Here is a 16,968-nt window from a genome sequence, read left to right on the forward strand (position 1 = left end):
GCTCAGTGCGTGTTCCACTCATACACGGTCAGCGTCGAGGCATCGCGCAGCACCAAGGGATCACGCGCAACGATCTGCTGCGCCTCCTCCAGACTGCCCAGATTGACCAACACATACGCACCGCCGGTGCGATCGCCGAAACCACCGGTCATTTCGAGCTGCCCGGCCGCACGCAATGCAGCGAGAAAATCCAGATGCGGCTGCACCACATCGGCGGGAAAATCCGGCTTGCGCATCGCCAGCACCAGATAGCGCGTAGTCATCAGCTGACGTCCTTCGCGCGTGCTGTCGTGGGTGCACGATCGTCGCGACCATGCGGTGCCGAGATCACCAGAAAGCGCGCCTCGACATCGGACAGATTGTGCATCTGGTGCGTGGTGCCAGGCGGCACGTCCAGGCCCTGCCCGACCCCGAGCACGTGCTGCGCGCCATCCAGTTGCAGCATCACTTCGCCGGCCAGCACATAGAAAAATGGCGTGCGCGACTATGCCGATGACGCGACTCCGCAACGCCTGGCGGCATGCGTTCCTCGAGCACGCTCAAGCTGGGGTCGCGCAACAGATGCCAGCCTTCGCAGGCTTCGCCCCAGGGATAGTGTTCTGCGGTCTCGATACTGATCACGGCCATCAGCGCAGCGCCTCCCAACGGGCACGCAAGACATCCAGCTGCAGATCCGCGGCGGCGCCTGGCGAGACGCGTGCGGCCAGGCTGCCTTCCGGCGTGCGCCCCTGCCCTGCAGTGTCGGAGGCTTCCGCTGCCGCCTTGTAGGCCTCGCGGAACGGCACACCGGCCACGGCCGCTTCCACCGCCACATCGGTGGCGTACATGCCCGAATCGATCGCCGCGCGCAGCTTGTCCGGGCGCCATTCCAGATTGGCCAGCAACGCCGGCAGCAGTTCGAGCGCGGCCAGGCCGCGCCCGAAGCCATGCACGATCGCGCCCTTGCTGCTCTGCAGATCACGGTGATAACCGGACGGCAGGGACAACAACTGTTCGATTTCGGTCCGCGCCGCCGCGATGCTGGCATGGGTGGCACGCATCAGTTCGATGACGTCAGGATTGCGCTTGTTCGGCATGATCGAGCTGCCGGTGGTGTATTGCGCCGGCAACGCGACGAAAGCGAATTCGCCGCTGGTGAACAACGACAGATCCCAGGCAATACGCCGCAAGTCCAGGGTGGCGCTGCCAAGCGCTTCGAGTGCAGCCAGTTCGTACTTGCCGCGCGAGAGCTGTGCGTAGATCGGCGAGACCTGCAGGCGCGCAAAGCCGAGCTCGGCGGTGGTATGCGCACGGTCCAGTGGCAGATTGACGCCGTAACCGGCCGCAGTGCCGAGCGGATTGCTGTCCACCAACCGCAAGGTGTCGGTTGCGCGCAGTGCATTGTCGATAAAGGCTTCTGCCCAGCCTGCCCACCACATGCCGGCCGACGACACCACCGCACGCTGGATATGCGTATAGCCCGGCACCGGCAGGTCGGCTTCGGCCTGCGCGCGGTCCAGCGCCACCTTGGCGATCTCCGCGCTGAGCTCGGCCACACGTTGCAGCTTGTCCTTCAACCATAGCCGCGTGGCGACCAGAATCTGGTCATTACGGCTGCGTCCGGTGTGGATCTTGCGGCCGGCATCGCCCAGGCGCTCGGTCAGGCGCGCCTCGATCGCCGAATGGCAATCTTCGTATTGCGCATCGAGCACGAACGCGCCGCTGCGGAAATCATCGGCCAGCAGATCCAGTTGCTCGCTCAGCCCGCCCAGTTCCTGCAGCGACAGGATGCCGATGTGCTGCAGCCCCTGCGCATGCGCCTTGCTGGCAGCGATGTCGTACAGGAAAAACTCGCGGTCCAGGATGACGTCGTCGCCGGCCAGGAAGCGCTGGATCTTGGCGTCCACTGCCACACCGGGTTTTTGCCACAACAGATTGGTCATTGGAAAGCGTCTCGAAATAGGTCGTCCAGTTGAATCTCCGCACATGGATGTGCGGGCTTCTGCGAGGGACTCGCGTCTTTTAATCCCCGCACATGATGGATGTGCGGGCTCTTGCGAGGGACGCGCATCAACGAATCGCAGTCAATTCGTCCCAGCCAAACGCCAGGTTGAGGTTCTGCATCGCCTGCGTGGCCGCGCCCTTGAGCAGGTTGTCCAGCGTTGCCACCACCACCACGCGCTTGTTGCCCGGCGCCAATGTCACGCCACCGATCTGCACACCGTGCTTGCCGGCGATGCGGCTGACCCACGGCGCCTCATCGACAATCTCGATCAGCGGCTCGTCGGCATAACGCTGCGCGTAGCGCGCCTGGATCTGCTCGCGTGTGAGCGGTTGCTGCAGCCACAGGTTGACGGTCATGGTGAGGCCGCGGAAATGCGGCGCCACATGCGGCATGAACTCCACCGGCACGCCGAGCTGCGCAGAGACCTCGCGCTCGTGCATGTGGTTGGTCAGCGCATACGGCATCAGGTTATCGGCCAGCAGCGCGGGGTTGTTCTTGTCCGAGGGCGTGGTACCTGCGCCGGAATAGCCGGAGACGCCAAAGCACTGCGGCGGGCCGGCCAGTTGATCGAGCAGCGGCGCGATCGTCAGCTGCATTGCGGTGGCGTAGCAGCCCGGGTTGCTGATGCGCTTCTGCCCGGCGTACTTTCCTCGCGTCAACTCCGGCAGCCCGTAATACCAGGCCGGATCGAAGCGGTAATCGGCCGACAGGTCGATCAACAGCGTCTGCGGTCTGGCCGCATCGATCGCTGCCACGAACGGCTCTGCCTTGCCGTTGGGCAGCGCCAGGATCACCACATCGGCGGCCTTGGCGGCCACCGCATCGGCATCCAGGCTCTCGTAACGCAACTCGCCCTGATAGGCATCGTTGTGGCCGGCCACAGCTTGCCCGGCCAGTTCGCGCGAGGACACGAACACCAGCCGCAGGTGCGGATGCGCCGTCACCAGCTTGATCAATTCCGAACCGGTATGCCCGCGGGCGCCGACAATGCCGATGCTTGTTTTAACAGTCATGCGTTTGCTTCCAGGCGGAACTGCAGGTGGCGTTTCACCCCGGCCCATTCCGTATCGATGATGGAGAACACTACGGTATCGCGCGGCGTGCCGTCGGCATGGCGGGTGTGGTTGCGCAGCACGCCGTCCTGCTTGGCCCCGAGCCGCGCGATTGCCGCGCGCGAGGTGTGATTGAACCAACTGGTTTCGAAGACCACGCTCAAACAGCCCAGCATTTCGAAGGCATGCTGCAACAGCAGCAGCTTGGTGTCGGTATTGACGCCGCTGCGCTGCACGCGCGGCGCGTACCAGGTGTAGCCGATCGACAGCTTGGGCACGGTCGCATCCAGCCCGTAATAGCGCGTGCAGCCGACGATCTCGCCGGCCGCATCACGTACCACGTAAGGCAGCACCAGCCTGTCGGTTTGCGCAGCCAAGGCTGCAGCAACGTAGTCGTCCACCTGCGCCGGTGCCGGCACGCCGGTGTACCACAGCCGCGACAAGCCACCGTCGCCCAGCGCATTACGCAGACCGTCGGCATGCGCAGCTTGCAGCGGTTCCAGCGTTGCGTGTTGGCCGCGTAGTGTGGGCAAATCGCGCCAGCGCGGTTGCAAGGGGATGGGGGCCATCGTACTCAGCCCAGCAGCGTCGGCTGACGCATCGCGCAATGCGCCACGCAATGCTGGATCTGCTCGAAGTTTTCCAGCCCGTACCAGAACACCTTCCACTTTTCCTGCTTGATGCAGCCGTCGGCCTCGGCGTAATAGAAAATGTTGACCTGGTTGTTATGACGCGAGCGCCAGAACAGCTGCGGGGTTTCTTCGCGCATCACATTCCACACCGCGCGGCCCAGGCCCTCGCCTTGCGCATCGTCGAGCACGGCAAACTTGTCCAGATAAATCAGCGCGCTTGCACCCAGCATGCCCTCATCGGTGAGGATCACCGCGGCGCGATAGTTCTCGCTGACATAGGCACGCAGCAGCTTGGTGTTGCTGAAGTAATCGGGCACCAGCGTACGGCCGAAGCTGGATTCGATCAGCGAGGTGAGGCGCGGCAGATCCAGTTCGTCCCACGAGGTCGCGCGCAATACGCGCTCGCCACGCCGCACCAGCGTGCCCGAGCCTTTATGCGTGAACAGCTCCTTGGCCAGATCTGCCGGCCGGGTGATCGACACCGACGATTCCAACGGCAGACGATCGAGCAAGTCCTTGATCTGCTCGATCTTGACCCGCATGCCGCCATTGATCCACGGCTGCTGCATCAGGTGATCGAACTCGGTGGACAGGTTGATCGAATCGATCACCTTGCCGTCGGGATCCAGCAAGCCGCCGGTGCCGGTGAGGAAGATGATCTTGTATGGCTGCAGTTCCTGCACCAGTTCGTTTGCAGCAAAATCTGCGTTGACGTTGAGGATCTGCCCGCTCGGCGTCTCGCCTAGGCTGGTGATCACCGGGATCGAGCCAGCCTGCAGGCTGGCTTCGATCGGCGCCAGATTCACCGCCTTGACCTCACCGACCAGGCCATAGGTGTCGCGGTCCAGATACTCGGCTTCGAACACGCCGCCGGTGATCGAGGTCGCACGCGCACCGTTCTGCTGCAGCGCTTCGACCAGCTTGAGGTTGGAGGCCTGGAACACCTTGCGCACGATCGCCAGGGCTTCAGGCGAGGTCACCCGCAGTCCATTGACGGTGCGCTTCTCGATGCCGGCCGCCGAGAGTTCGGCATCCAGCTGCGGGCCGGCACCATGCAGCACGATCGGGGTCAGCCCCACTTCCTGCAGGAACGACAGCGACGAGGTCAGCGCGTCCAGATCGTCGCGCAGCACCGCGCCGCCCACCTTGACCACCGCAAAGCGTTTGGCATCCAGCTGCGAAAAACGCTTGAGGTACTGGCTGATTTCCTTGGCGCTGGCCATGCTCGAAAGCAGGCGCACGATGGTCTGGCGGGTCTGTTTGTGGGGCTGTGCGGAGAGGGACATTGCCGTGATCGAAAAGAGGAATGGCCGCGCCAGGCGCGGAATGCGGCTTTAGTACGAGCCGTTAGTGAAAGCGGTCAGTGCGCGCCGTTGATGATGCGGTGGACCGACTCGGCATAACGCTGCAACTGCGCAAGCGTCACGAACTCGTCGGCGGTATGTGCCTGTGCGATATCGCCGGGGCCGTACACCAACGCGGTGTAACCGCCAGCGGAAAACAGCGAGGCCTCGGTCCAGAAGTCCACCGCATTGCCGATCGGCAGATCCAGCGCATCGGCCACATCGCGCGCGGCCAGCCGGCGTTCTTCTGCACGCGCGATATCGCCAGACGGCAGGCTCGGCCCGCGAAAGGTTTCTTCGAACTGCGCTGCAGCCGGCTCGGCAAATCCGGCGAAGGTGGCCAGCAATCCATCCACGTCCATCGACGGCAGCGGACGGAAGCCAAAACGCACTTCGGCTGCCGGCGCGATCATGTTGGCCTTGATGCCGCCATCGACGCGACCGATGTTGAAGCGCAATCCAGTCAAGCCACCGAAGCGCGCATGCGCCAGCGACTCGACATGATCCAGCGCCCTGCCGCCCCAGCGCATCGCCTGATGCAAGGCACTTGCCGACGGATCCTGCTTGCCCGACGCATGCCCGGCACGCCCGGCAAACCGCATCAGTACCGAGCTGATGCCGCGATGCGCCAGCACCGCCTCGCTCATGGTCGGCTCGGCCACCAGCACCGCTTCATACGGCAATCCACGCGCCAGAAACGCGGCGATGCAGCGCGGGTCGTTGGCTTCTTCGTCGGAGGAAAACAGGAATGCCGCGTCGCCCTGCCCGGCATTGGCCGCCGCCACCAGCGCCGCCGCCGCACCTTTGATATCGCAGACACCCAGCCCGATCACACGATCGTCGGTGCGCCGCATCACGTGCGGATCGGCACTCCAGTGCGGCGAATCCGGCACCGTGTCCAGATGCACGTTGAACAGGTAGTTGGGCTTTCCACGCACCGCATACAGGCTCACCGCGCCGGCACCGTGGTCGATCACCTCAACCTGGAAACCAGGCAACTGCGCACGCAAGTAATCGAAGATGCCGCCCTCGGCAGCGATCGCACGCGGCGGATTGCGGGTGTCGAAGGACACCAGCGTTTCCAGGTGTTTGAGGGTGGATGCGAGTAGATCGGTCATGTTGGTTCGATCAAAGGTCCGAAGCAGCGGCTAAACGGAAGTAAGGAAGGTGCGCAAACAGCTCATAAATCTCGTCGAAGCCACCCTTCTCCCACCGGGAGAAGGTGCCCCAAAGGGGCGGATGAGGGTGCGGGCGAAGCCTCGTGCACTGAACATTGCGAGAGCTTCGCTCCGTACCCTCACCCCAACCCCTCTCCCGACGGGAGAGGGGCTTTAGATCCTCAGCGATTCACCTGCGCATACAACGTCGAGCTCATCCCGAACAGCTTGATGAAGCCCTCTGCTTCTTCCACACCCCAGTCGGCCGACTGTGCGTACGTCGCGCCCTTGGTGTTGAGCAGATGCGGCGAGCGCACCGCCACCGCATCGACGCGGCCACCGCGGGTTTCCAGCGTGACTTCGCCGTTGACCTTGGACTGCGAGGACTGCAAGAACGCCTCGATGTCGGTCTTGAGCGGGTCGTGATAGAAGCCCTCGTACACCAGCTCCACCCACTTGCGCGCCACGTCCGGCTTGAAGCGGTTCTGCTGCTTGGTCAGCACCGCGTCTTCCAGCGCGCGGTGCGCGGTGAGCAGCGAAATCAGGCCGGGCGCTTCGAACACGATGCGGCCCTTCAGGCCGATCACGGTATCGCCGGTGTACACGCCACGGCCCACGCCGTAAGGCGCAAACAGCTTGTTGAGCTGGGCCAGAATCTGCTCGCCCGGCAATGCCTTGCCGTCCAGCGCGACCGCCTCGCCTTCGACGAACTTCAAGGTGACGTTCAACGGCTCCACCGGCCACTCGCTGCGCGGCGCACACCAGCCGCGCGCGCCCTCGCCCGGCGCTTCCCAACGGTCGATCTCGCCGCCGGACATGGTCAGCCCGAGCAGGTTCTCGTTGATGGTGTAGGCCTGCTGCTTGGCACGCACGCCGAAGCCGCGCTCTTCCAGATACTTCTGCTCGTAGGCGCGGGTCTGGGTGTGCTCTTTCTGGATTTCACGGATCGGCGCCACGATCTGGTAGTCGCCCAAGGCCTTCACTGCCAGATCGAAACGCACTTGGTCGTTACCCATGCCGGTGCAACCATGCGCGATGCTGCGCGTGCCCAGTTCCTCGGCGCGCTTGAGCGCAGCATCCACGATCAGGTAACGGTCGGACACCAGCAACGGGTACTGGCCCTGATAGCCCTCGCCCGCCCACACGAACGGCTTGACGAAGCCCTGCCAGATCGCCGGGCCGCCATCGACGGTGACATGGCTGGCGGCGCCGAGTTCGGCAGCACGCTTTTCGATGAAATCACGCTCCTCGGCATCCACCCCGCCGGTATCGGCAAACACGGTGTGCACCGCATAGCCTTGCGCCTGCAGATACGGAATGCAAAAGCTGGTATCCAGGCCACCGGAGAACGCCAGGACGATGTCCTTCTTGGTGCCGGGATTGGAGAGTGGGGATTCGGGATTGGTGGAAGCGGTCTGCTGCGACATGGGGGCTCTCTGTGAAAGTTGACTAAGTTGGATCGGGAGCGGGGTTCGCCGTTGCGAATCCCCGATCACGAATCACGAATCCCGGCTGCCCTGGCCCACCAGGGCAGCCATGATCGCCTTCTGCACATGCAGGCGATTCTCAGCTTCATCGATGGCGATGCAGTTGGGCGAATCCATTACCGCGTCGGTGGCCTTGACGTTGCGACGCAGCGGCAGGCAGTGCGAGAACACGCCGTTGTTGGTCAGCGCCATCTTGCGTTCGTCGACGATGAAATGCTGGTACTGGTCGCGGATCGGCTTTTCCGGCTCCCAGTTGCCGAAGAACGGCAACGCACCCCAGCTCTTGGCATACACCACGTCGGCACCGGCATAGGCGCTGTCGATATCGTGACTCACCTGCAGCGAGCCGCCGCTTTCGGCCACGTTCTGCGCCGCCCAGTCCATGTAGCGCGGGTCCAGGATGTAGTCCGGCGTCGGGCACAACAAGGTCACGTCCATGCCCATGCGCGTGGCGATCGTCAACGCGGAATTGGCCACCGCGGTGTTCAACGGCTTGGGGTGATAGGTCCAGGTCAGCACGTACTTCTTGCCGCGCAGATCCTGCGTGCCGAAGTGTTCCTGCAGCGCCATCGCGTGCGCCAGCTCCTGGCACGGGTGGGTGATCGTCTCCATGTTGATCACCGGCACCGGCGAATACTTGGCGAAGCTCTTGAGCACCTGGTCCTCGCGGTCCTTGGACCAGTCGACGAACTTGGGAAACGCACGCACGCCGATCAGGTCGACATAGCGGCCCAGCACCCGCGCCACTTCGGCGATGTGCTCTTCGGTGTCGCCGTCCATGACCGTGCCCAGGTTGAACTCGATCGGCCAGGCATCCTTGCCCGGCTGCAGTACCACCGCATGCCCGCCCAGCTGGAACGCGCCCAGCTCGAAGCTGGTGCGAGTACGCATGGACGGGTTGAAGAACACCAGCGCGATCGACTTGCCCTTCAGCTCGCTTCCCAGCTTGTTACGTTTGAACAACGCGGCCTGGGTCAACAGCGCATCCAGTTCGGCGCGGCTCCAGTCCTGGGTGTTCAAGAAGTGCTTCAGTGACATCGATCGATCCTTGTGCTGCGTGCTTCTGCTGCGTGGTCCGCCAGGAGCGACGGGGTGCGCGACATGCGCGTTTCTTGCGGTTGAAACTTTTATGACGCCTGAAACGAAAAAACCCAGCCTTAGAGGCTGGGTTTTCAACAACGGACAGCAAAACGCCCGGGTCACCCAGCGAAAATGTGGGATTCCGGTCGGCGGGCACGCGAGGTCATGCCGGAGGCCATCCGGGCGGCGCTGGTGTCGTGCTGAAAGGCGTTTGCGTGCATAGGGCGCGAATCCTCGCATGCATGCGCGCACGGCGCAACCGCTGCGCGCGTCATCGCGGCGGCGCGACGATGGCGTCGGGAATATACGGAGTCACCGAGACCCGGATACGCAGCCGGTTGCCCGGATCTTCCGGCAGCCGCGAACGGTACTTGGTGCCCTTGTAGACGTAATCCACATCGAAGGCGATCGGCCGCCGGAACTCGCGCGGCACTTCCACCACCCGGCAATTGCGCCGCGTGCTGGTCGGCGGCACTGCCACCGGTGCAGACGGCAGCTCGGGCCTGCGCGAGAACATCTCCTTGACCGAATCGACCATCCGGTTGATCCGGCCTTCGTCGTCTACCGCAGGCGCAGCGGCGACAGGCGCAATCTGCTCGGCCTCGCACTGTTCTTCGATACGGGTGGCGCGCAAGGTCTGGTAGACCGGCTCCACGTTGAGTACCTGCGCGTAATCCAGCTTCACGTTCTCGATCACCACGACCCGGTTCTTGGGGTCAGGCTCTGCCGCATGCGCCGCCAGTGCCTGCCAGGCAAACACACACAGCAGCATGAAGAACAGGGAAGGTCGCATCAGTACCAGAGAAGGCGTCGCCAGGCAGTACGTAAGTGTATGGAGCTTGCGATCTCCGGGGCTGAACGCAACCCATCCGATTGCGAGTGCCGGCCGTGACATGCCATCGCCTGGGGGTTTGGTTCGCCTAGCCGCCGCGACCGGCTAGAATCGTGCAGTTACCCTTTTCCAGATGCCGATGATCCTGCGCCTGCACAACAACCTGACGCGGCGGGTCGAGCCGTTCGCGCCGCTCGACCCCACCAGCCCCACCCTGTATGTGTGCGGCCCCACCGTCTACAACTACGCGCATATCGGCAACGCCCGCGGCCCGGTGGTGTTCGATGTGCTGGCCGCACTGCTGCGGCGGCGCTATGGCGCGCTGCGCTACGCGCGCAACATCACCGACGTGGACGACAAGATCAACGCCGCCGCCCAGGCGCAGGGCGTGCCGATCTCGACCATCACCGATCGCTTCGCCGCGATCTACCGCCAGGACATGGCCGCGCTCGGCGTGGTGCCGCCGGACATCGAGCCGGCAGCCACCGCGCATATTCCGCAGATCGTGGCGATGATCGAGCAGCTGATCGCCAACGGGCATGCCTATGCCGCCGAAGGCCACGTGCTGTTCGCGGTGGCCAGCTTCGAACACTACGGCAAGCTCTCGCGTCGCGACCCGGACGAGATGCTGGCCGGCGCGCGCGTGGATGTGGCTCCCTACAAGCGCGACCCGGGCGACTTCGTGCTGTGGAAACCCTCCAGCGACGAGCTGCCCGGTTGGGAATCGCCCTGGGGCCGTGGCCGCCCGGGCTGGCATATCGAATGCTCGGCGATGGCCGCCGCGCACCTGGGCCCGACCATCGACATCCATGCCGGCGGCGTGGACCTGCAGTTCCCGCATCACGAGAACGAGATCGCGCAGAGCGAGTGCGCGCATGGCGGGGCCACCTTTGCGCGGTTCTGGCTGCACAACGGCATGCTCAATTTCAGCGGCGCCAAGATGAGCAAGTCGCTGGGCAACATCGAAACCGTGCACGACCTGATCGCCAGGCACCCGCCCGAAGCGCTGCGCTACGCCCTGCTGAGCGCGCATTACCGGCAGCCGCTGGACTGGTCGGATGGCTTGATCGAGCAGGCCAAGAACACGCTGGACCGGCTGTATGGCACGTTGCGCGATCTGGCAGCTGTGGAAACCGATGCAGGCGTCGGCCCCACACAGCCGACCACGATTCCTGGCGATGTGGAATCTGCGCTGGACGATGACCTCAATACGCCGCTGGCGCTTGCAGCACTGGCGAAGCTTGCAAAGGAGGCCAGCCGGGCACTGCACGATTTCGCACAGGCGGGCGGGCCGGACAGCGAGCGAAGCGGCGAGCATCTTGCGGCGCTGCGCCGAGCCAAATCCGTTCTGCTTGGCGCAGGCCTGGCGCTAGGCCTGCTGCAGCAGGACCCGGCCGCATGGTTCTCGCGCGGCACCGATGCCGGCGACGATGCGCGCATCACCACGCTGGTCGAAGAGCGCAATGCGGCAAAGAAAGCCAAGGATTTCGCCCGTGCCGACGCCATCCGCAAGCAACTGGCCGACGAAGGCATCGTGCTGGAAGACACCCCGCAAGGCGTACGCTGGAAGCGCGCATGACTCTCCCCTTCTCCCTTCGGGAGAAGGTGGCGCGTAGCGCCGGATGAGGGTACGGGCGAAGCCACATGAGAAGAAGTTAATGCACGTGGCTCCGCCCGCACCCTCACCCCAACCCCAACCCCCGCTCCGCGCCCCGGCCCGCGCTGGCGGCGCGGGCGGCGCGGGCGCTCCAAGGCACGCGCGCCAGTGGCGCGCAAACCGCGCCTTCTCGCCCCATAGGGAGAGGGGCTTTCACAGAATTGATTCTGGATTTTAGATGACCACTACCCCCTTCCCGCTCGAACCCACCGCCATCGAAGCACAGGCCACCATCGCCGAGGAATTTTCCTTCTTCAGCGACTGGTCCGAGCGCTACCAGTACCTGATCGACCTGGGCCGCAAACTGCCCACCTTCCCGGAACAGTGGAAGACCGAAGAACACCGCCTGCATGGCTGCCAGTCGATGGTATGGATCGTGCCGGAGGGCAACGCCGAGCGGCTGGACTTCCACGCCGTCAGCGATTCGGCGATCGTCTCCGGGCTGATCTATCTCGCCTTGCGCGTGTACTCGGGGCGTAGCGCGCAGGAAATCATCGCCACCGAGCCGGACTATATCGCCGGGATTGGACTGGCCAAGCACCTGTCGCCGACCCGCAGCAACGGTGTGGCGGCGATGCTGGCCTTCATTCGCGACACCGCCCGCGCCCAGCAGTGAGCACGCCCACGCCTCCCTCGCCCGCCGCCTCGCTGCGCACGCTTTTTGCCTACCCCGGCTTCGGCCTGGTGCTGCTGTATCGCGTGGCGGCGATGCTGTCGTACCAGATCGTCGCGGTCACGGTCGGTTGGCATATCTACGAGATCACCCGCAATCCGCTCTCGCTCGGGCTGATCGGGCTGGCGGAGATCCTGCCGTTCTTCTGCATCGCGCCGTTTGCCGGTTATCTGGTCGATCACTTGCCGCGCCGCCGTCTGGGCATGGTCGCGGTGCTGGGCCTGGTCGCCACTGCGCTACTGCTGTTGGCGATCACGCATGGCTGGCTGCCGGTACAAGGCGTGTGGCCGATCTATGCGGCCATCGCACTGACCGGTGCGGCGCGCTCGTTCCTGTCGCCGGTTTACAACGCCTTGTTCGCGCGCGCGTTGCCGCGCGAGGCCTTCGCGCGCGGCGCTAGCATCGGCAGCGTCACTTTTCAGGCCGGCATGGTCATCGGCCCGGCGCTGGGCGGCGTGCTGGTCGGCTGGGGCGGCAAGGGCCTGGCTTATGGCGTTGCGGCGAGTGTGGCGTTGGTGGCGATCCTGGCGCTGGCCCTGTTGCGCGTCAGCGAGCCGGTCAACGAAGGTCCGCGCGCGCCGATCTTTCGCAGCATCGCCGAAGGTGCGCAATTCGTGCTGTCCAACCAGATCATGCTGGGCGCGATGGCGCTGGACATGTTTTCGGTACTGCTGGGTGGCGCAGTGTCGATGCTGCCCGCCTTCATCCACGACATCCTGCACTACGGTCCGGAAGGCCTGGGCATCCTGCGCGGTGCACCGGCACTGGGCTCGATCGTGGTCGGCGTGTGGCTGGCGCGGCACCCGCTGCAGCGCAATGCCGGGCGCATCCTGATGCTGTCGGTGGCCGGTTTCGGGTTGTGCACGATCGCGTTCGGCCTGTCGCGGCATTTCTGGCTGTCGGCGGCCATCCTGCTGGTCTACGGCATGTGCGACGGCGTCTCGGTGGTGGTGCGTCAGACCATCCTGCAGCTGGCCACGCCCGATGCGATGCGCGGCCGGGTGTCGTCGATCAACGGCATCTTCATCGGCTCGTCCAACGAGCTGGGCGCGTTCTACGACGGGGTGATGGCGCGCCTGGTCGGCCTGGTGCCGGCGGTGGTGATCGGCGGCTGCGTCACGCTGGGCGTGGTTGCGACCACCGCGTGGAAGGCGCCGAAGCTACGCAAGCTGGATCTGCGCGACTTGCAGTGATGTGCGCAATGGCGAGATGCCGGTAGCGAACGCAGCCGGCATCGCTATTCCCCTAACGCATCAAAAACCCCGCACATGGCGGGGTTTTTTTAGTCGACCAATGAGGCTTCGACGCTTGCTGAGCGATCAATTTTAACGATCAATCGCCCTGCTGCTTCTGCAGATGCTCCCAACGCTCTTGCGCGTCGATGGTGCGCTCGGCGGTCAGACGCGCTTCCAGGCGGTCCAGGCCGATCTCTTCGCCGGTGTCCACGCAATAGCCGTAGTCGCCATCTTCCAGACGCTTGAGCGTGCTGTCGATCTTGGAGATCAGCTTGCGTGCACGGTCGCGGGCGCGCAGTTCCAGCGAGTTCTCGGTCTCGCGGGTGGCACGCTCGGCTTCGTCGCCGATATCGCGCACTTCTTCGCGCAGGTTCTCGATGGTCTGCTTGGATTCCTCGACCATCTCGTTGCGCCACCGCTGCAGACGCTGACGGAAGTACTCCTGCTGCAGCTTGCTCATGTACTCCTCGTCCGCGGCAGGCTTGTAGCCCTGCGGCAGGATCGGGCGACCGGTGGTCTCGTCGATCTTGTAGTCGACCACCTTGTACTTGGTCTTGGGCGTCGGGCTGGACGACTTGGCAGTCACGGCCACGGCCACCTTACCGACCGGACGGGTCGCGGCGGGCTTGGCGGGGGCTTCGGTTTTGGTTGGTGTTTTTGCTGAAGATTTCGAAACGGGCACGGGATTCTTAACTGACGGGGTCGCAGGCTTTGCCGGCTTCGCAGGGACGGCCTTGGGGGCCGGTGCGGGCGCGGGCTTTTCAGCCTTGACCGGGACTGACTTGGCCGGAGTCGGCTTGGCAGCCGGCTTCGGTACGGACTTGGGCGCCACCGGCGTGGCGGCCGGTTTGGCGGCAGCCGGAGCTGCCTTGTTTGCCGCCGGCTTTGCAGCACTCTTGGCGGCCGGTTTTACAGGTTTAACAGCCGCGGGCTGGGGCACTGCGGCCTTGGAGGCCGGCGCCGGCTTGGCAGCGGCCTTGGTCACAGCTGCCTTCTTGGCAACAGGTTGCTTGGTGGCCGGCGTCGCCTGCTTGGCAGCCGGTTTTGCAGCGGCAGGCGCCGCCGCTTTCTTCGCAACGGGTTTGGCGGACTTCTTGGCGGCCTCTACGGCCTTGTTTGCAGTTTTTTTAGCAGCCACGAAACGCTCATCCTTGGTTCCCCCGGGGCCCGGGAAAGCGGGCCTTTATAGCTTACCCCAATGACCCCCGGCAACCACCCATTAGTCCAAGTGGCATATCATTGGCAAGTGATCTCACGCCTGCTCATCGCGCTGCTGCGCTTCTACAAAATATTCATTAGCCCTCTGTTAGGGCCGCGCTGCCGGTTTGCGCCCAGTTGCTCGGAGTATGCAATGACCGCGATCGGCCGCTTTGGCCCGCTTCGCGGCTGCTGGCTGGCTGCACGCCGGCTGGGCCGTTGCCATCCTTTCCATCCGGGCGGGTTCGATCCCGTCCCCGACGCGCCTACGTCCGCGTCTTCGCCCTCTTCCACTTCCTGCCGCTGCAAAGGACCCCACCCATGAGCCGAACCGTCATCGTCAATGCCCGCCTGGTCAATGAAGGCAAGGAGTTCGACGCCGATCTCCTGATCGAGGGTGGCCGCATCGCCAAGATCGCCGACAAGATCACTCCGGCTGCAGGCGATACGGTGGTGGACGCGGCCGGGCGCTGGGTGCTGCCGGGCATGATCGACGACCAGGTGCACTTCCGCGAGCCGGGGCTGACCCACAAGGGCGATATCGCCACCGAATCCGGCGCTGCCGTGGCCGGCGGCCTGACCAGCTTCATGGACATGCCCAACACCAATCCGCCGACCCTGGATGCGGCTGCGCTGCAGTCCAAGTACGACGCTGCGGCCGGGCGCGCCTGGGCCAATTACGGCTTCTACATGGGCGCCAGCAACGACAATCTGGCCGCGATCCAGACGCTGGATCCCAAGACCGCGCCGGGCATCAAGGTGTTCATGGGCGCCTCCACCGGCAACATGCTGGTCGACAACCCCGAAACGCTGGATGCGATCTTCCGCGACGCGCCCACGCCGATCATCACCCACTGTGAAGACACCCCGACCATCGATGCGACGCTGGCGCAGTTCAAGGAAAAGTACGGCGACGCATTGACCCCGGAGATGCACCCGGACATCCGCTCGCGCGAGGCCTGCCTGAAGTCCTCGCAGCTGGCGGTGTCGTTGGCGCGCAAGCACAACACGCGCCTGCACGTGCTGCATATCTCCACTGCCGACGAGCTGGCGCTGTTCGAGGCCGGCCCGCTGGTCGACGCCGACGGCAAAGTGCGCAAGCGCATCACCGCCGAGACTTGCATCCACTTTTTGCGCTTCGACCGCAGCGATTACGCGCGGCTGGGCAACCTGATCAAGTGCAACCCCGCGATCAAGGACGCCGACGACCGCCTGGCGCTGATCGAAGCGCTGGCCGAAGACGTCATCGACGTGCTTGCCACCGACCACGCCCCGCACACCTGGGAAGAGAAGCAGAAGCCCTACGCGCAGGCGCCGTCGGGCCTGCCGTTGGTGCAGTACGCGCTGGTCGCCGCGCTGGAGCTGGTGCATGAAGGCAAGCTGCCGATCACCCGTATCGTGCAGAAGTTCGCGCATGCGCCGGCGCAGTTGTTCGATGTGGAAGAGCGCGGTTTTCTGCGCGAAGGCTATTTCGCCGATCTTGTGATGATCGACAACACCCCGTTCACCGTGAAGCGCGAGCAGGTGCTGTCCAAGTGCGGCTGGTCGCCGTTCGAAGGCACCACCTTCCGCTCGCGCATCGCCGCGACCTGGGTCAACGGCCAGCAGGTGTGGGATGGCGAACAGTTGGTCGGTAGCGCCGCCGGTCAGCGCCTGACCTTCGACCGCTGATGCGCGCAGCCCTGCTTGGCGCCTGGCTTGCGCTGGCGCCGCTCGCGTTTGCTGTGGGTGATGCCGCTGCGCAATCTGCGAGCGCTGCGGATGTGGTGTTTCCGCCAAGCGCCTCGCAAGGCGCGATGGTGATCGGCAAGGTGCCGGCAGGCAGCCAGGTGCAGTACGCCGGCCGCACGTTGCGGGTGAGCGGCTATGGCAGCGTGGTGTTCGGTATCGGCCGCGATGCCACCGGCCCCTTGCAGGTGCAGATCACCCGGCCCGATGGCGGCAAGGAGACTGCCAGCATCGCAGTGACGCCGCGCGATTGGCCGGTGGAACGCGTCAACGGCGTGCCGCCCAAGACCGTCAACCCGCCTGCGGCGATCGCCGAACGGATCAAGCGCGAACAAGCGCAGGTCACCGCTGCGCGCGATCGCGACGACGCGCGTACTGATTTCGCGCAGCCCTTCATCTGGCCGGTGCAGGGCCGCATCAGCGGGCGCTTCGGCAATGCGCGTGTCTATAACGGTCAGCCCGGCGCCGGTCATTCGGGCATGGATATCGCGGTACCCACCGGCACGCCGGTCAAGGCGCCGGCCGCCGGCGTGGTCACCTTCGCCGCGCCGGATCTGTATCTGACCGGTGGCACGGTGCTGCTCGATCATGGCTTCGGGGTGAGCTCCAACTTTCTGCACCTGTCGCGCATCGACGTGAAAGTGGGCGATCGCGTGGAGCAGGGTCAGGTGATTGCTGCCGTGGGCGCCACCGGGCGCGCGACCGGGCCGCATCTGCATTGGGGGATGAATTGGTTCGATGTGCGCATCGATCCGTTGCTGGTGCTTGAGCGCAACAAATAGAGCCGTTGGGTAGCGAAATGAAACAGCGGGCACCGGTTGCGTTAGCGTGGCGGCCTGTTCTCTGCGGCCTACCCGCTGTGCCTGTGTTGGTCGCGGGGCTTTGCGGTATAACCGGGACGACCGTCGATC

The 16,968-nt window shown here is 64.7% G+C and carries 17 protein-coding genes and 1 pseudogene; 7 read left to right on the forward strand and 11 right to left on the reverse strand.

All coding sequences use genetic code 11. From position 1 onward, the window contains the following. Positions 1–2 precede the first annotated feature (2 nt). From NMB96_RS18720 to NMB96_RS18765, 10 genes and pseudogenes are all read right to left on the reverse strand, one after another. Positions 3–263 carry a YciI family protein gene (locus NMB96_RS18720; protein WP_255085395.1) on the reverse strand — a complete coding sequence of 87 codons (261 nt, stop codon included), beginning with the start codon at positions 261–263 and terminating at the stop codon, positions 3–5. Next, positions 263–627: pseudogene (locus tag NMB96_RS18725) on the reverse strand (cupin domain-containing protein). The gene NMB96_RS18720 and the pseudogene NMB96_RS18725 overlap by 1 nt, the downstream one beginning before the upstream one ends. Next, entirely contained in the window at positions 627–1,922 is a 1,296-nt protein-coding gene (gene argH / locus NMB96_RS18730; RefSeq protein ID WP_255085396.1) for an argininosuccinate lyase, read from the reverse strand. Before argH ends, NMB96_RS18725 begins: the two are co-directional and overlap by 1 nt. Before the next feature lie 127 nt (positions 1,923–2,049). Further along, positions 2,050–2,997, reverse strand: coding sequence for an N-acetyl-gamma-glutamyl-phosphate reductase (gene argC, locus NMB96_RS18735; RefSeq protein WP_255085397.1), 948 nt, complete (start codon positions 2,995–2,997; stop codon positions 2,050–2,052). Beyond that, positions 2,994–3,605 (reverse strand): GNAT family N-acetyltransferase, encoded by a 612-nt coding sequence (locus tag NMB96_RS18740; RefSeq protein WP_255085398.1) that lies wholly within the window; start codon positions 3,603–3,605, stop codon positions 2,994–2,996. The genes argC and NMB96_RS18740 overlap by 4 nt, the downstream gene beginning before the upstream one ends. Before the next feature lie 5 nt (positions 3,606–3,610). Continuing rightward, entirely contained in the window at positions 3,611–4,954 is a 1,344-nt protein-coding gene (locus NMB96_RS18745) for an acetylglutamate kinase (protein WP_255085399.1), read from the reverse strand. Positions 4,955–5,028: 74 nt separating this feature from the next. Next, on the reverse strand, positions 5,029–6,129 hold the full coding sequence (locus NMB96_RS18750) for an acetylornithine deacetylase (RefSeq protein WP_205394562.1): 1,101 nt from the start codon (positions 6,127–6,129) through the stop codon (positions 5,029–5,031). Between the two features lie 221 nt (positions 6,130–6,350). Next, entirely contained in the window at positions 6,351–7,595 is a 1,245-nt protein-coding gene (locus NMB96_RS18755) for an argininosuccinate synthase (RefSeq protein ID WP_255085400.1), read from the reverse strand. Between the two features lie 72 nt (positions 7,596–7,667). Then, positions 7,668–8,693 carry an N-acetylornithine carbamoyltransferase gene (locus NMB96_RS18760; RefSeq protein ID WP_255085401.1) on the reverse strand — a complete coding sequence of 342 codons (1,026 nt, stop codon included), beginning with the start codon at positions 8,691–8,693 and terminating at the stop codon, positions 7,668–7,670. 313 nt (positions 8,694–9,006) lie between these two features. Next, positions 9,007–9,507: a hypothetical protein gene (locus NMB96_RS18765; RefSeq protein ID WP_043889250.1), complete on the reverse strand. Its 501-nt coding sequence runs from the start codon at positions 9,505–9,507 to the stop codon at positions 9,007–9,009. A gap of 199 nt (positions 9,508–9,706) precedes the next feature. On the opposite strand from NMB96_RS18765, the gene cysS reads away from it, so the two are divergent. From cysS to NMB96_RS18780, 3 genes are all read left to right on the forward strand, one after another. Next, the gene (gene cysS / locus NMB96_RS18770) at positions 9,707–11,146 is read left to right on the forward strand and encodes a cysteine--tRNA ligase (RefSeq protein ID WP_255085402.1); all 1,440 of its coding nucleotides are present in this window, start codon (positions 9,707–9,709) and stop codon (positions 11,144–11,146) included. Between the two features lie 256 nt (positions 11,147–11,402). Then, entirely contained in the window at positions 11,403–11,840 is a 438-nt protein-coding gene (locus tag NMB96_RS18775) for a SufE family protein (RefSeq protein WP_104550734.1), read from the forward strand. After that, entirely contained in the window at positions 11,837–13,090 is a 1,254-nt protein-coding gene (locus tag NMB96_RS18780; protein ID WP_074057389.1) for an MFS transporter, read from the forward strand. The genes NMB96_RS18775 and NMB96_RS18780 overlap by 4 nt, the downstream gene beginning before the upstream one ends. Positions 13,091–13,229: 139 nt before the next feature. Here NMB96_RS18780 and dksA read toward each other — a convergent pair whose 3' ends face one another. Further along, complete coding sequence (dksA, locus tag NMB96_RS23615; protein ID WP_369910408.1) at positions 13,230–13,718, reverse strand: RNA polymerase-binding protein DksA; 489 nt, start codon at positions 13,716–13,718, stop codon at positions 13,230–13,232. Between dksA and NMB96_RS23620 the strand changes: the two genes are divergently transcribed. The 4 genes from NMB96_RS23620 to NMB96_RS18800 are packed head-to-tail and all read left to right on the forward strand — an operon-like array spanning position 13,708 to position 16,839. Continuing rightward, on the forward strand, positions 13,708–14,334 hold the full coding sequence (locus tag NMB96_RS23620; protein ID WP_425520894.1) for a hypothetical protein: 627 nt from the start codon (positions 13,708–13,710) through the stop codon (positions 14,332–14,334). The genes dksA and NMB96_RS23620 overlap by 11 nt on opposite strands. Positions 14,335–14,360: 26 nt before the next feature. Next, on the forward strand, positions 14,361–14,654 hold the full coding sequence (yidD, locus tag NMB96_RS18790) for a membrane protein insertion efficiency factor YidD (RefSeq protein WP_043889253.1): 294 nt from the start codon (positions 14,361–14,363) through the stop codon (positions 14,652–14,654). Next, positions 14,651–16,000: a dihydroorotase gene (locus NMB96_RS18795; RefSeq protein WP_023904196.1), complete on the forward strand. Its 1,350-nt coding sequence runs from the start codon at positions 14,651–14,653 to the stop codon at positions 15,998–16,000. Before yidD ends, NMB96_RS18795 begins: the two co-directional genes overlap by 4 nt. Further along, entirely contained in the window at positions 16,000–16,839 is an 840-nt protein-coding gene (locus NMB96_RS18800; RefSeq protein WP_023904197.1) for a M23 family metallopeptidase, read from the forward strand. The genes NMB96_RS18795 and NMB96_RS18800 overlap by 1 nt, the downstream gene beginning before the upstream one ends. The last annotated feature ends 129 nt before the right edge of the window (positions 16,840–16,968 follow it).

It is taken from the genome of Xanthomonas hortorum (genome assembly GCF_024339125.1).
Classification (GTDB): Bacteria; Pseudomonadota; Gammaproteobacteria; order Xanthomonadales; family Xanthomonadaceae; genus Xanthomonas; species Xanthomonas hortorum.